The 14166-nt window shown below is 68.9% G+C and carries 15 protein-coding genes; 7 read left to right on the top strand and 8 right to left on the bottom strand.

The annotated features are described in order from the left end of the window. Positions 1–26 precede the first annotated feature (26 nt). On the top strand, positions 27–602 hold the full coding sequence (locus tag ATL42_RS06835; protein ID WP_098454704.1) for a regulatory protein RecX: 576 nt from the start codon (positions 27–29) through the stop codon (positions 600–602). A gap of 157 nt (positions 603–759) precedes the next feature. Next, positions 760–2226 (top strand): ribonuclease Y, encoded by a 1467-nt coding sequence (gene rny, locus ATL42_RS06830; RefSeq protein WP_245862237.1) that lies wholly within the window; start codon positions 760–762, stop codon positions 2224–2226. A 40-nt stretch (positions 2227–2266) separates the two neighbouring features. Here rny and ATL42_RS06825 read toward each other — a convergent pair whose 3' ends face one another. The 4 genes from ATL42_RS06825 to ATL42_RS06810 form a co-directional block, all read right to left on the bottom strand. Next, on the bottom strand, positions 2267–3124 hold the full coding sequence (locus tag ATL42_RS06825) for an amino acid ABC transporter permease (RefSeq protein WP_098454703.1): 858 nt from the start codon (positions 3122–3124) through the stop codon (positions 2267–2269). Then, positions 3121–3771 carry an amino acid ABC transporter permease gene (locus tag ATL42_RS06820; RefSeq protein WP_098454702.1) on the bottom strand — a complete coding sequence of 217 codons (651 nt, stop codon included), beginning with the start codon at positions 3769–3771 and terminating at the stop codon, positions 3121–3123. Before ATL42_RS06820 ends, ATL42_RS06825 begins: the two co-directional genes overlap by 4 nt. A 147-nt stretch (positions 3772–3918) precedes the next feature. Further along, positions 3919–4788, bottom strand: a complete 870-nt coding sequence (locus tag ATL42_RS06815; protein WP_098454701.1) for a glutamate ABC transporter substrate-binding protein — start codon at positions 4786–4788, stop codon at positions 3919–3921. 48 nt (positions 4789–4836) lie between these two features. Continuing rightward, complete coding sequence (locus ATL42_RS06810) at positions 4837–5610, bottom strand: amino acid ABC transporter ATP-binding protein (protein WP_098454700.1); 774 nt, start codon at positions 5608–5610, stop codon at positions 4837–4839. A 128-nt stretch (positions 5611–5738) separates the two neighbouring features. Here ATL42_RS06810 and miaB point away from each other — a divergent pair, with 128 nt between their 5' ends. Next, positions 5739–7385 carry a tRNA (N6-isopentenyl adenosine(37)-C2)-methylthiotransferase MiaB gene (miaB, locus tag ATL42_RS06805; RefSeq protein ID WP_098454699.1) on the top strand — a complete coding sequence of 549 codons (1647 nt, stop codon included), beginning with the start codon at positions 5739–5741 and terminating at the stop codon, positions 7383–7385. A 13-nt stretch (positions 7386–7398) separates the two neighbouring features. On the opposite strand, the gene ATL42_RS06800 is transcribed toward miaB, so the two are convergent. Together ATL42_RS06800 and ATL42_RS06795 are read right to left on the bottom strand one after the other, a co-directional pair. Beyond that, positions 7399–7947 (bottom strand): type III secretion system chaperone family protein, encoded by a 549-nt coding sequence (locus ATL42_RS06800; protein WP_098454698.1) that lies wholly within the window; start codon positions 7945–7947, stop codon positions 7399–7401. Continuing rightward, on the bottom strand, positions 7944–8561 hold the full coding sequence (locus tag ATL42_RS06795; RefSeq protein ID WP_098454697.1) for a type III secretion system chaperone family protein: 618 nt from the start codon (positions 8559–8561) through the stop codon (positions 7944–7946). The genes ATL42_RS06800 and ATL42_RS06795 overlap by 4 nt, the downstream gene beginning before the upstream one ends. A 97-nt stretch (positions 8562–8658) precedes the next feature. Here ATL42_RS06795 and ATL42_RS06790 point away from each other — a divergent pair, with 97 nt between their 5' ends. Continuing rightward, the gene (locus ATL42_RS06790) at positions 8659–9303 is read left to right on the top strand and encodes a hypothetical protein (protein WP_098454696.1); all 645 of its coding nucleotides are present in this window, start codon (positions 8659–8661) and stop codon (positions 9301–9303) included. 8 nt (positions 9304–9311) lie between these two features. On the opposite strand, the gene ATL42_RS06785 is transcribed toward ATL42_RS06790, so the two are convergent. After that, complete coding sequence (locus ATL42_RS06785) at positions 9312–9779, bottom strand: type III secretion system chaperone family protein (RefSeq protein ID WP_098454695.1); 468 nt, start codon at positions 9777–9779, stop codon at positions 9312–9314. Between the two features lie 146 nt (positions 9780–9925). Between ATL42_RS06785 and miaA the strand changes: the two genes are divergently transcribed. Both miaA and dapF read left to right on the top strand, forming a co-directional pair. Further along, positions 9926–10915 (top strand): tRNA (adenosine(37)-N6)-dimethylallyltransferase MiaA, encoded by a 990-nt coding sequence (gene miaA / locus ATL42_RS06780; protein WP_098454694.1) that lies wholly within the window; start codon positions 9926–9928, stop codon positions 10913–10915. Continuing rightward, the gene (gene dapF / locus ATL42_RS06775; protein WP_098454693.1) at positions 10912–11838 is read left to right on the top strand and encodes a diaminopimelate epimerase; all 927 of its coding nucleotides are present in this window, start codon (positions 10912–10914) and stop codon (positions 11836–11838) included. The genes miaA and dapF overlap by 4 nt, the downstream gene beginning before the upstream one ends. A 43-nt stretch (positions 11839–11881) precedes the next feature. Here the strand turns inward: dapF and ATL42_RS06770 are convergent, their stop codons facing one another. Then, a complete protein-coding gene (locus tag ATL42_RS06770; protein ID WP_245862234.1) occupies positions 11882–12493 on the bottom strand; it encodes a class I SAM-dependent methyltransferase in 612 nt (203 codons plus the stop codon). A gap of 121 nt (positions 12494–12614) precedes the next feature. On the opposite strand from ATL42_RS06770, the gene hflX reads away from it, so the two are divergent. After that, positions 12615–14165 (top strand): GTPase HflX, encoded by a 1551-nt coding sequence (gene hflX / locus ATL42_RS06765; protein ID WP_098454691.1) that lies wholly within the window; start codon positions 12615–12617, stop codon positions 14163–14165. The last annotated feature ends 1 nt before the right edge of the window (position 14166 follow it).

Below are 14166 nucleotides of genomic sequence, written 5' to 3'. Positions count from 1 at the left end.
CGACAGCGGCGGGACCGCGTGGCGAGATGTCTCCTGGGGAAGAGGAGTCGCCCGCGGTCCCGGTGCTGTCTCGCCTCGAGCAGCAGGAGAAGGCGCGATCGATCCTCCTGCGCATCCTTGCCGCTGCCCCGAAGAGCCGATCGCAGCTGGAAGCCAGCCTCGCTCGCAAAGAGATCGACGAGGACGTCGCGACGGAGCTCCTCGACCGCTTCGAAGAGGTCGGCCTCGTCGACGACGAGGACTACGCGGCACGCATCGTCCGAGCGCGGTTCGCGGAACGGCACCAGGCGCGTCGCGCGATCGCTCACGAGCTCAACCGCAAGGGCATCGCGCCTGACACCGCGGAGCGTGCCCTGAGTCAGCTCGACGCAGACGACGAGGCCGTCGCAGCCCTCGACCTGGCGCGGGCGCGGCTGCGCCGGACCGCGAGTCTCGAGCGGACCGTGAGGATCCGGCGCGCGATGGGCGCGCTCGCCCGCAAGGGCTACGCGCCGGGAGTCGCGATGTCGTCCATCCACCAGGCGCTCGCGGAAGAGTCCGCAGCCAGCACCGAAACCGAGCTCGCGTACGACGACGTCTCCTGGATCGACGACGACCTCTGACAGGGCGGTGGGCCAGGACTGCGTCGGGGAGCACCGAACGGCCGTGTCTGGTGTGTTGATGAGGGGCACGCTGTGCTGTGTCAGGGATGATGAGGGCACACATCCCGCCAGGGTGCGTCCGCACCGCGGCAGCTCGCACGACGACAGGTGGCACGGCGTGACCGTTCAAGACCTCGGGATCCTTCTGGCGCTCCTGGGGGCGTCGCTCGTCGCGCTGCTTCTCGTCCAGGTGGCCCGGCGCGAGGCCGCAGCCGTTCGTGAGCAGGCCACGCAGGACGTCGCCGAGGTGCGCGAGGACGTCAAGCGCCGAGAGGCCGAGTCCCGCCAGCGCCTCGAAGAGGCGCGAGAGACCGAACGAGACGTCGCTGATCAACGTCGACGTGCGGAAGCCGCCACGGAGCGTGCGGAGGCCCTTGTCCTCGACACGGAGAAGCGGCAGCGTGAGGCCTCCGACGAGATGCGCAGGCTCCGCGCACAGATGCTGTCCCAGCTCGAGGCGACCGCAGGAATCAGTCGCGAAGAAGCAGGTGCCCGCCTCGTCGACGAGCTGCGAGAGCAGGCGCTCCAGGACGCGTCCACGCGTGTACGCCGCATCGAGGCGACCGCCCGGCAGCACGCCGACGAGCGTGCGAGGCGGATCGTCGCCACATCTGTCCAACGGCTCGCTGTGGCGACGAGCTCGCAGATCGCTGTCGTGGTGCTCGCCCTGCCGTCCGAGGACATGCGTGGCCGCATCATCGGCAAGGAGGGCCGCAACATCCGCACCTTCGAGGCCGTGACGGGCGTCAACGTGATCCTCGACGGCGACTCCAGATCGGTCCAGCTCTCGTCGTTCGATCCCGAGCGTCGCGAGCTCGCAGAAGTCACCATGCGTCTGCTCATGGACGACGGACGGATCCAGCCGCAGCGGATCGAGGCCGCATACGCCGACGCAGTGGCCGGCGCGTCGAGCAGGACCGTAGCCGCTGGTCACGACGCTGCCGTCGAGGCTGGCGTGCAGCGGCTGAGCCCCGAGCTCATCGAGTCGATGGGGCGGTTGCGCCTTCGCACGTCGTACGCCCAGAACGTCCTGCGGCACAGCGTCGAGACCGCGCTCATCGCCGCTGCGATGGCGGCCGAGGTCGGAGCCGACGTCGACGTCGCGCGACGCTCAGCCTTCTTGCACGACATCGGGAAGGGATTCACCGGCGCTGCGACCGGCTCGCACGCACGGCTCGGTGCGCTCCTGGCCGAACGATCCGGAGAGAGCAGCGCCGTCGTCAACGCCATCGCTGCTCACCACGGGGAGGTGGACGCCCAGTCTGTCGAGGCGGTCCTCCTCCAGGCCGCCGATGCTACTTCGGCGGCACGCCCGGGCGCTCGGCACGACGACCTCGACCGCTATGTGGATCGGATGGAACAGCTGGAGGCTCTCGTGGCCGGGCACCCTGGCGTCAGGCGCGTCCTGGCGATGGCGTCGGGGCACGAGGTGCGCGTCGTCGTCGAGCCGTCGGAGGTCGCCGACTCTGAGCTGGACGAGCTCGCGACGGCGATCGCCGCGCACATCGAGAAGGATCTTGCCTACCCTGGTGAGATCGCGATCACCGTGGTGCGCGAGCTGCGAGCTGTCGCAACCGCGGGCTGAGGCTGCGGACGGTGCGCAGCCCCGCCGAGGATGCTGTCGCTTAGACGGTCGCCTCTGCGCTGGCAGGCAGGGCGGCCTCGGCCTTCTGGCCGTGCGACGAGAGGCGCTTCTCCACGAACACCGCGACCCGTGTGAGCGTGAGGTTGACGGCGAGATAGATGATCGCCACGGCGACGAACAGGGGGAGCCGGGAGTCGTTGCCGAAGAAGCTGTAGTTGGTCTTCATGACGCTCAGCAGCTCGGGGTAGCCGACGATGAAGCCGAGCGAGCTGTCCTTGAGCAGGACGACGAACTGGCTGATGAGGCTCGGCAGCATGAGCCGGACGACCTGAGGGAGCTGGATCATCCGGAGCGTCTGCCACCGTGTGAGCCCGAGCGCGGTTCCAGCCTCGGCCTGCCCGCGGGGAACTGCATTGAGGCCGGCACGCAGGATCTCGGCGACGATGGCTGCGTTGTAGAGCGCGAGACCGAAGACGACGGCCTGGAAGGACGAGAGCCCGAAACCAAGGAGCCCGAAGAACATCATGAGCAGCACGGGCATCCCGCGCAGGAGCTCGATGACGGCCACGGATGTCCGCCGGACGAGTGCGATCCCTGAGGTCCTGAGGACCGCGAGCGTGAGTGCGAGAACCATGGCGAGCGGTGCAGCGACGACTGCGGCCCCCAGGGTGGCGCCGAGGCCGGTGACGAGCAGCGAGCTCCACACGTCGCCGGCGCTCTGGCTCTTCGGCGGGTCGGTGTAGACCGCCCACCGGTCGTCGAAGATGCCGCGGGCGGAGAGGCTCGACACGAGCCATGCGCCGAGCGCGAGGATGACGAGGCCGAAGACGACGGATCCCCACATCTCGAGCCTGCGTGCGCGGGGCCCCGGGGCATCGTAGAGAACGCTTCCGCTCATCGGCTGAACACCACCTTTCGCTCGACGGCGCTGGCGATGAGCCCGGCCGGGATGGTGATGACGAGGTAGCAGACCGCGACGCCGCCGAGAAGCATGAGGACGTCGGACGGGTAGTCGCGGGCCAGGTCTCGGCCCGTGGACGTGAGCTCGACGAGGGTGAAGCCCGCGGCGACCGAGGTGTTCTTGGTCAGTGCGATGAGGACGTTGATCAACGGCGGGACGACCGTCCGCAGGGCTTGGGGCAAGACGATGAGCCGGAGCGTCGAGACGGTCCCGAGGCCGATCGCACGGGCGGCCTCGGCCTGCCCGACGCCGACGCTGTTGATCCCCGAGCGGACAGCCTCGCAGACAAAGGCTGACGTGTAGGCGGTGAGCGCGATGACGGCGGGGATCCGTCCGAGCGGCAGGATGAGCCCGAGCGTCGGCAGGACGAAGACGACGAAGATGAAGATGAGCGTCAGCGGCGTGTTCCTGGCGACCTCGACGTAGAGGCTCGCGAAGACCCGCAGCGACTTCATCGGTGCGACGCGCAGGGCGGCGAGCACGGTACCGAAGACGAGGGAGAGGACACCGGACACCACGGCGAGGAACAGGGTCATCTCGAAGCCGTTCCAGTACAGCGGCAGGGACTCCAGGATGGCGTCCATCGGTCTCCTCTCTCACGTGTCGGTGCAGGATCGGGCGGGGGCACCAGCGCTTCTGCGCGGTGCTCTCAGGACGAGGAAGAGGCGGTGCGTGTCGCACCGCCCGCGTGCGGTGGCCCAGGCACGAGAGGTGCCTGGGCCACCGTCGGCTCAGTAGCGGTCGACTGCTGGGGGCTCAGGGGTGTTGAGGACCTCGCCCGCGGTGGACTCCCATGCTGTGGTCCAGCGGCCGTCCTCGTATGCCTCTTCGAGGAGGTCGTTGATCCAGGTGCGGAACTCGTCGTCGTCCTTCATCATTCCGATGCCGTACGGCTCGTCGGTGAACTGGTCGCCGGCGATGACGAAGTCGTCCGGGCTCTCGTCGACGTATCCGGCGAGGATGACGTTGTCGGTCGTCACTGCGTCGACCTGGCCGTTGCGCAGCGGGTCGAGGCAGTCGGTGTACGCCGAGAAGAGGACGAGCTCAGCTTCGGGATAGTTGTCGGCGATGTTCCCCGCAGGGGTCGAGCCGCTGACCGAGCAGACCTTCTTGCCCGCGAGGTCGTCCGGCCCGGTGATCGAGTCGTCGTCTGCACGCACCATGAGGGACTGTCCCGCGAGGTAGTAGGGCCCGGCGAAGTCGACGACCTCTTTGCGCTTGTCGTTGATCGTGTACGTGGCCACGACGATGTCGACCTGGCCGTCCTCGATGAACGGCTCGCGGTTCGCGGACACGGTCTCGATCCAGTCGATGTCGTCTGCACCGATCCCCAGCTCGCCGGCGATGATCTTGGCGATCTCGACGTCGAAGCCGACAGGGGTGCCGTCAGGTCCTTTGAGACCGAAGAGCGGCTGGTCGAACTTGGTGCCGACCGTCATCGTGCCTGCTTCGGAGAGGCGCTCCATCGTGCTGCCCGCGGGGAAGGACGACGAGTCGACGGACTCGACGGGAGCGGCGTCGTCGTCGCTGTCGCCGCACGCGGTCAGCAGCAGCGCGGACGCTGCGACGATGGCAGCACATGCTGTTCTGCGAGTTCGCATCGGAATGATCTCCTTCAGTGGTGGGGATGACTACGAGAGCCTGGTGTGTCAGTGGGTCAGGATCTTGGAGAGGAAGTCTTGGGCGCGCGTCGACTTCGGAGCGGTGAAGAACGTCTCCGGGTCGGCTTCTTCGACGATCTGGCCGTCAGCCATGAACACGACGCGGTGCGCGGCCTTGCGGGCGAAGCCCATCTCGTGGGTCACGACGACCATGGTCATCCCGTCCTTCGCGAGGCCGACCATGACGTCGAGGACCTCGTTGATCATCTCCGGGTCGAGCGCGGAGGTGGGTTCGTCGAACAGCATGACCTTGGGCTGCATGGCGAGGGCCCGCGCGATCGCGACGCGTTGCTGCTGGCCGCCCGAGAGCTGCGCAGGCATCTTCTGGGCCTGGGACTCGACGCCGACCCGCTCGAGGAGGGACAACCCCAGCTCCTTGGCCGCCTGGGGCTTCATCCCCTTGACCTTGATCGGTCCCAGGGTGACGTTCTCCAGGATCGTCTTGTGAGCGAAGAGGTTGAACGACTGGAAGACCATCCCGACGTCCGCCCGGAGCGTTGCGAGGGCTTTGCCCTCCTCGGGCAGCTGTTTGCCGTCGACCTCGATGGTGCCGGAGTCGATGGTCTCGAGACGGTTGATCGCCCGGCAGAGCGTGGACTTTCCCGAGCCAGACGGTCCGATGACGACGAGCACCTCGCCACGCTGGATGGACAGGTTGATGTCCTTGAGCACGTGGAGGGCACCGAAGTGCTTGTTGACGTCGGTGAGGCGGACGAGGGGCGGCTGCCCAGCGTCGTGCGTCGAACGTGAGGTGTCGTCCATCCCTTGAACCTAGGTCACGAATGTTTCGGACGCCATCGCCTGGGGTAACGGTCGGGCAACGAAATCGTCATGTAAGCATTCGGGCGGGACGCTCCTGACGCTGCTCGGCCCGCCGTATCCTTGGACTGATGTCCACGAACCTGCTCCCGACCGTGCCGGCCGACGCCCCCGCTGCTCCCTCCGACGACGGGCCCGCCCGTACGTACGTGGTGCGCACCCTGGGGTGCCAGATGAACGTCCATGACTCCGAGCACATGGCAGGGATGCTCGAGCAGGCCGGATACCACCGGGCGAACGCGCACGATGAGGCACGTCTCGAGGCGGACGTCGTCGTCGTCAACACGTGTGCGGTCCGCGAGAACGCGGCCAACAAGCTCTACGGCAACCTCGGTCAGCTCGCGTCGACCAAGGCGCGTCGTCCCGGCATGCAGATCGCCGTCGGTGGGTGCCTCGCGCAGAAAGACCGCGAGGGCATCGTGGAGCGAGCACCGTGGGTGGACGTCGTGTTCGGGACCCACAACCTCGACGCGCTCCCCGTCCTTCTCGAGCGCGCCAGGCACAACGAGGCCGCGCAGGTCGAGATCGCCGAGTCGCTCCAGGTGTTCCCGTCCACCCTCCCGACCAAGCGGGAGTCTGTCTACGCAGGCTGGGTGTCGATCAGCGTCGGCTGCAACAACACGTGCACCTTCTGCATCGTGCCGCACCTGCGAGGCAAAGAGCGCGACAGGCGCCCTGGTCAGGTGCTGGCAGAGATCGAGGCGCTGGTCGCGCAGGGCGCCATCGAGGTGACGCTGCTCGGCCAGAACGTCAACAGCTACGGCGTCGAGTTCGGTGACCGCGGTGCGTTCGCGAAGCTCCTGCGGGCCTGCGGCACGATCGAGGGCCTCGAGCGTGTCCGCTTCACGAGCCCTCACCCGGCGGCCTTCACCGACGACGTCATCGAGGCGATGGCGAGCACCCACAACGTCATGCCGCAGCTCCACATGCCTCTTCAGTCGGGCTCGAACCAGATCCTGCGCACCATGCGACGGTCGTACCGTTCGGAGAAGTTCCTCGGCATCCTCGACCGGGTCCGGGCCGCGATGCCCGATGCGGCGATCACCACCGACCTCATCGTCGGCTTCCCTGGTGAGACCGAGGCAGACTTCGCTGAGACGCTCCGCGTCGTCGAAGCATCACGGTTCGCCTCGGCGTTCACGTTCCAGTACTCGCCCCGGCCGGGGACCCCAGCGGCGTCGCTCGGCGACCAGGTGCCGCACGAGGTCGTGCAGGAACGGTATGAACGGCTCATGGCGCTGCAGGACCGGGTCTCAGGGGAAGAGAGCGCCGCGCAGGTCGGCCGGACTGTCGAGGTGCTCGTCACCGAGGGGGCCGGTCGCAAGGACGACGCCAGCCACCGGCTCACTGGTCGTGCAGCCGACAACCGGCTCGTCCACCTCGCGCTCCCGCTCGACGTAGCAGCCGCCCGCGCGGCCCTCGACGGTGACGACCGGCTGGACGAGCCCCTCGACCCTCGTGTGCCGCGGCCGGGCGACGTCGTGACCGTGCGCGTCACGCACTCGGCTCCGTACCATCTCGTCGCTGACTCGGCGCTCGCCACCGACGAGGCGACATCCATCTACTCGGTGCGGCGCACGCGCGCCGGCGATGCGTGGGCGGCCCGCGAGCGAGACCGTGCCGGGCTCGGCGGCGACCACGCTCACGGTGCAGGTACCGGTGCTGCGAGCGCAGGAGGCCCCGTCGTCCTCGGCATCCCTGCGGTCAGGAAGGGCTGATCCGGTCCGGGTGCTACTCGTCGGCCTCGTCGACGTCGTCGTCCGGATCCTCTTTCGCCTCCGGTGGAAGCATCGCCGAGACTGACGCGAACAGCTGCACAGCGGTCCCGAGCCCACAGGCGACCATCTGGTGGAGCTGGTCGTCCGTCGCGCCCGGTGAGAAGTCCACCGAGACCTCGGTGTACAGGGAGAGGCCGGACGCCTCGGCGCGGACGTAGGCCTTGGGCCAGATCCTCTCGCGGTTCCAGTCGTTGATGGTCTGCAGCGTGGAGATGCGCCCGGTCTGCGGCAGCGTGCGGTGCCAGCGGCCGCGAATCTGGAGGATCTCTTCGCCCGGGCCGAGGAGGAGGAACCAGAAACGGTTGCCGTCCCAGGTCCCGGTGATGTCCCCGTCGTCGTCGAAGTGGGAGCTGTATCCCCGCTGATGGAGGTAGGCGCTGACCCGGTCGCGCGTGATCAGGCTCGGAGCCTCCAGAGGGGGATCCAGGTCGGCACGGCGTGGTGTGCCGGGGCGGACGTTGAGGATCCGGTGGATCCACGTCGAGCGTGGGGTCGATGTCATGGTGCCACCTGCGCCGGGTCGCGATACAGCTCGTCGAGCGCGTCGAACAGCATGGCGCCGGTGCTCAGACCGCAGGCGAGCACCTGGTCGAGCTGGTCGTCGCTCGCACCGTGCTCGAGGTCGACCGCTACCTCGCCGTAGACCTGGATCATCCCGTTGTCGCGCACACGGAAGTAGGCCTTGGGCCAGATGCGCTCGGTGTTCCACTCGTTGCAGAACTCGAGCACCTCCTCGACCCGATCGATCGTGATCTCTCGGTTCCACTGGCCGCGCACCTGAAGGATCTCGCGGTCTGGACCGAAGAGGAGGAAATAGAAGAGCCGCGAGTGCCACAGCCCGCCGACGTCACCGTCAGAGTCGATGAAGTAGGAATATCCGTAGTCCTTGATCCACTCGACGATGCGGGCGGTGGACAACGGAGAGGGGTACAGCCCGCCTGCGTCCGACCGCGTCGTCGTGGCCAGCTCACGGGCGAGGACGGACTCGACGTCGGCCTGCAGCTCGGCGTCCGTGCGGGCGTCCGAGGGCGGGGAAGGCTGCTGCGCAGCTCTGCCGTCGTGATCGCTGCTCGTTCCACCAGGACGTCTCATCCGGCGCCCCCTGAAGAAACCCATGACCTCACCCTACCCGGGGCCTTGCGGCCGCGAGGCCCGCACCCCTCGCACCAGGGCGTCATCGGGGAGACCCAGGCGGGTCCGCTACCGTGGCTGAATGGTTCCGACGATCCTTCTCGTCCCGTCGAGCGTGATGCTCGTGCCAGGCGCGACAGGGCGCACAGACGTCGCGCACGACGAGCGCAGGGCCGTCGTCGCAGAGCTGCGGTCCGCGCTCGCGGCGGCGCACACCCGGGCCTCGCGGACGACAGGACGGACCGGTGTCCGGGTCGTCGTCGTCGCACCGGCTCCGGTGAGCGGTGTGCGTACCACCGACGACGGTGTGCCAGACCTCGGAGCGCACGGGCTCGAGCGCGGTGCGCTCCCGGGGGACGTCCAGCTGCGGCAGGTGCGCGACGGGACGGTCGAGGAACTGGACGTCATGCTGCACACGGCTGCATCGGTCGTCACGGTACTGCTGCGACGTGCCGGGTGGAACGGTCCGATCCGGTCCGTTGAGGTGGGCGGCAGCCCTGGTGAGCCGGGCGCTGGTCGCACCGCACCACAGCCGATCGATGCTGACATGCTTCTCTCGTCTGACGACGGGGCGCACCGGTTCCTCGTGTTCACGACGGTCTCCGGGCTGCCGGAGGAGCCCTCCGGCAGAGCCGTGCCCTCAGGGATCTCGGACCTCCTGCGCCGCGCCGACCGTACGGTCTCAGAGGTCTACCGGTCCGTCTGCGCGAGCACCACGACCGGGTGAACGCAGGGTCAGGCGTCAGCGACGATCCCCATGAGGTGGTCGAGGCCCTCGAACGCCTTGAGCGCCGTGAACAGGCCGCAGGCCAGGAGCTGTCCCAGCTGGTCGTCGCTCGCGCCGTGCTCGAGGTCTGTCGAGACCTCGCTGTAGACGACGAGGGTGTCGTCTTCGGTGCGCACGTAGAGCTTCGGCCAGACGAGGTCGCGGTTGAGGTCGTTGAGCACGCGGTAGAGCTCCTGCTCGCGTCCGAGGGGGAGCGCGTGCTTCCACTGGCCGCGGACCTGCAGCACCTCGCGCGCCTCGCCCATCCGGAAGAAGTAGAAGTAGTGGTCGTCCCACTGGCCGCCGACGTCGCCGTCCGGGTCGACGCCGAAGGTCCACTCGTTGGCCGTGAGGAACTCCTCGATCCGTTCTCGGGTCAAGGGTCCGATCTCCGGCGTGGGTAGGTGCGCTGGCTCGTGCTCGGTGGTCGTCTCCATGGTGGATCTCCAGATCGGGGGACCGGTGCTCCCGGCTGTGGACGGTCGGTGTCGCGGCGTCTGCTCGATCGCGGACGCCCGAGCAGCCTAGGTCAGCCTGACCTGACCGTGCACAGCCCGATCCACGAGACGGTAACGTCACCGGTGTGCTGATCGTCGCTGTGGTGGGGCCGACCGCCACCGGAAAGTCCGACCTCGCTCTCGACCTCGCGCACGCGATGCTCGCGAGGGGCGAGGTGCTGCCCGAGATCGTCAACGCTGACGCCTACCAGCTCTACCGACGGATGGACATCGGCACGGCCAAGGTTCCGCCGGCGCAGCGGCGTGGCATGGTTCACCACCAGGTCGATGTCATCGACCCCAGCGAGGACGCCTCCGTCGCGCGGTACCAGGAGTCTGCTCGTGCCGACCTCGATGCGATCGCGGCGCGCGGCGCACGTGCTCTCGTCGCCGGCGGCTCGGGTCTCTACGTCCGTGCGCTCCTCGACGACATGGTCTTCCCCGGGACAGATCCCGCGGTCCGCGCTGCGATCGAGGTACGCGCGGACCTCGAGGGCGCTCGCGCGCTGCACGACGAGCTGGCACGCCTCGACCCCGTGGCGGCCGCTTCCATCGGTCCGCGCAACACGCGTCGCATCGTCCGTGCGCTCGAGGTCATCGAGATCTCGGGGCAGCCGTACACCGCGACGCTGCCTCGGCAGGAGTATGTGCGACCTGCTGTCCAGATCGGTCTCGACTGCGATCGCGAGCTGCTCGACCAGCGCGTGGAAGACCGCGTCGACCGCATGTGGGAGCTCGGTCTCGTCGAGGAGGTCCGGAGCCTGGCCGATGTGCTCGGCACGACCGCGTCGCGAGCGGTCGGCTACCGCGAGGTGCTCGAGATGCTCGCCGGCGAGTCGACCGAAGACGAGGCACGGGCGTCCGTGGCGGCCAGCACGCGACGTCTCGCACGCAAGCAGATGGGCTGGTTCGGACGCGACCCCCGCGTGCACTGGCTCGACGCCCGCGCCGACGACCTCGTCGACCGTGCCCTGGCTGTGATCGACGAGGCACAGGCTGCGACGGTCGGTGACGAGAACACCCGCCCGGCCCACCAGGACGACGGCGGCCCGGTGCGCCGTAGGCTGGGCGCATGACGACCGCACTCACCTTCACCAAGGGTCACGGCACGCAGAACGACTTCGTCCTGCTCGACGACCGTGATGCCGGGCTCGACCTCACAGCCGACCTCGTCCGCGCGCTCGCGGACCGTCGTGCAGGGATCGGAGGCGACGGCGTGATCCGCGTCGTGCGGTCGAAGGACATCGTCGAGGGACAGCGGCTCCTCGCCCAGGAACCGGCTGCAGAGTGGTTCATGGACTACCGCAACGCGGACGGCTCCGTCGCCCAGATCTGCGGCAACGGCGTGCGCGTCTTCGCGGCTTTCCTCGAACAGCTCGGGGTAGCCACGTTCGACGGTGACGGCGAGCTCGTCGTCGGGACGAGAGCAGGCGTCCGTCGCGTCCGCAAGGAAGATGGCGGCTGGTACGCCGTCGACATGGGTATCTGGTCGTTCCCCGGGGGGCAGACAGCAGTGGCCGAGGGGTTCGACGCCGAGGTCCTCGTGCCTGGTCTCGAGGTCGACGGGAACGAGGTCGCCCGGCCTGCGCTGAGCGTCGATCTCGGCAACCCGCACACCGTCGTCGCGCTCGCGAGCGTCGTCGATCTCGAGCGCGCCGAGCTGTGGCGCGCGCCCGAGGTCGTGCCGCGGCCTCCGCAAGGCACCAACGTCGAGCTCGTCGTTCCTCTCGGCGAGGAGACGAGCGTGGACGGCACGGTCGTGGGCAGGCTGCGGATGCGCGTGCACGAGCGTGGCGTCGGCGAGACACGGTCGTGCGGCACCGGTGCGTGCGCGGCCGCGCTCGCCGTGCGCGCATGGGCAGGCGACGGCGCCCCGGACGTATGGATGGTCGAGGTCCCCGGCGGGACCTTGCGCGTCACGATCCTTTCCGACGGGCACGTCGAGCTCGCAGGGCCGGCCGAGCTCGTCGCCCACGGTGTGACGGACCTCGTCGGCTGACCTGGTCACCTCGGCGCGCAGCGCCCTGCGACGCCGAGGGACGTCAGGGCCGCGTGACCTGGATGACGCGGAAGCCCTTGGCGCTGGCCGTGCGACGGACCTCGTCCTCGGGAAATCGCTCCGCGATCCAGCGCTGCAAAGAGTCGGCACCGAGGTGCCGCTGGACCACGAGGTACGCGCTCGCGCCGGGCGCGAGCCGGGGCAGCCACGTCTCGAGCATCGAGTGGAGCACCGCCTTGCCCACGCGGATCGGCGGGTTCGACCAGATCTCCGCGAGCTGGACGTCCTCTGGCACGTCCTCCGGGCGGACTGCGCACAGCGTCGTGATGCCGAGGATCTCAGCATTGCGCCGGACGAGATCGAGCGAGCGCTCGTTGACGTCGACCGCCCAGACGGTCGCCCTCGGGTTCTGCAGCGCCTGGGTCAGGGCGATCGGACCCCACCCGCACCCGAGGTCGAGGAGCGCACCGTCAGGCGGCGCGGCGACCGAGCGCAGGAGCACCTCCGTGCCGAGGTCGATCCGGCCGGGCGAGAAGATCCCGCCGGCGGTCTCCACCTCGCGGTCCTCGCCGTCCAGGCGGACCCGGATCCGTCGTCGCTCGTCCGCTGACGCGGGAGCCGCAGTGAAGTAGTGGTCCTGCTCGTCGTCGCTCACAGTCTGCAATCGTAGGTGAGAGGGCAGGTTCTCCTTCGCCCTGCGCAAAATCGCTTCGCGACGTGGACTCTCGCGTGGGACTCTTGACGGAGCCGCACCACCACCGATAGATGAGGACTGCATGCCAGACAGCCACGAACCACACCCCGAGACCTCCGACGCCGCGACCGACCCGGTGCAGGCGATCGACCCGGGTGCGGCAGCAGTGGCAGCACGGGACCTCGCCAGCGACGTGGTCGCCCGCGTCCTCGCGCGCGCCGGAACGGCGCGTGCCGACGGAGGCACGGTCCACTCGGCACAAGACGGCGACCAGATCGATCTCGCCGAGCGTGCCGCCCTCCGCCGGGTCGCCGGACTCTCGACCGAGCTCGAGGACGTCACCGAGGTCGAGTACCGCCAGCTCAGGCTCGAGCGCGTCGTCCTCGTCGGGCTCTGGGCACGCGACCTCGTCGACGCCGAGGTGTCCTTGCGCGAGCTCGCCGCGCTCGCAGAGACTGCCGGGTCCCAGGTGCTCGACGGGCTCCTCCAGCGACGCCAGACCCCGGACCCTGGTACCTACCTCGGATCGGGCAAGGCCGCAGACCTCGCCGCGCTCGTCGCCGCCAACGGGGCGGACACCGTCATCGTCGACGGTGACCTCGCACCGTCCCAGCGCCGGGCGCTCGAAGACATCATCAAGGTCAAGGTCGTCGACAGGACCGCACTCATCCTCGACATCTTCGCCCAGCACGCCAAGTCGCGTGAGGGCAAGGCGCAGGTCGAGCTCGCACAGCTCGAGTACCTCCTCCCACGGCTGCGAGGCTGGGGTGACTCGATGTCTCGGCAGGCTGGTGGACAGGTCGGCGGCGCAGGCGCAGGCATGGGCTCGCGCGGGCCGGGCGAGACGAAGATCGAGCTCGACCGCCGTCGGATCCGCGACCGCATGGCCAAGCTCCGACGCGAGATCGCCGCCATGGCGCCGTCGCGGGAGACCAAGCGCGCGTCGCGCCGACGCAACGCGATCCCGTCCGTGGCGATCGCCGGCTACACGAACGCCGGCAAGTCCAGCCTGCTCAACGCGCTGACCGGGGCAGGCGTCCTCGTCGAGAACGCGCTCTTCGCGACCCTCGACCCGACGGTCCGGCGGACGAAGACCCCCGACGGGCGTGTCTACACGCTCGCCGACACCGTCGGGTTCGTCCGCTCGCTCCCGCACCAGCTCGTCGAGGCGTTCCGCTCGACGCTCGAAGAGGTCGGCGAAGCCGACCTCCTGCTCCACATCGTCGACGCCTCGCACCCCGACCCGGAGGGCCAGATCGAGGCTGTGCGGCACGTGCTGGCAGACATCCCCGGCATGGCAGACGTCCCTGAGGTGGTCGTCCTCAACAAGGCTGACCTCGCCGATGCCGAGACGATCACGCGGCTGCGGAGCAGGGAGCGCAACACGCTCGTCGTGTCAGCGCACACCGGCGAAGGCATCCCGGAGCTGCTCGACTTCATCGCAGCGTCCTTGCCGCACCCGGGTGTCCAGGTCGATCTTGTCGTGCCCTACGAACGCGGCGACCTGGTCAACCGGGTCCACCTCGAAGGTGAGATCGACCACCTCGAGCACACGGGGGAGGGCACGCTCCTGCGCGGACGCGTGGACGACGAGCTTGCAGCAGAGCTCGCCGCAGCGGCGGTGCACGGCTGAC

The sequence above is a fragment of the Sanguibacter antarcticus genome, from assembly GCF_002564005.1.
In the GTDB taxonomy this organism is placed as follows: domain Bacteria; phylum Actinomycetota; class Actinomycetes; order Actinomycetales; family Cellulomonadaceae; genus Sanguibacter; species Sanguibacter antarcticus.
The sequence above is the reverse complement of the archived record's forward strand: the minus strand, read 5'-3'. Positions and strand labels throughout refer to the sequence as shown.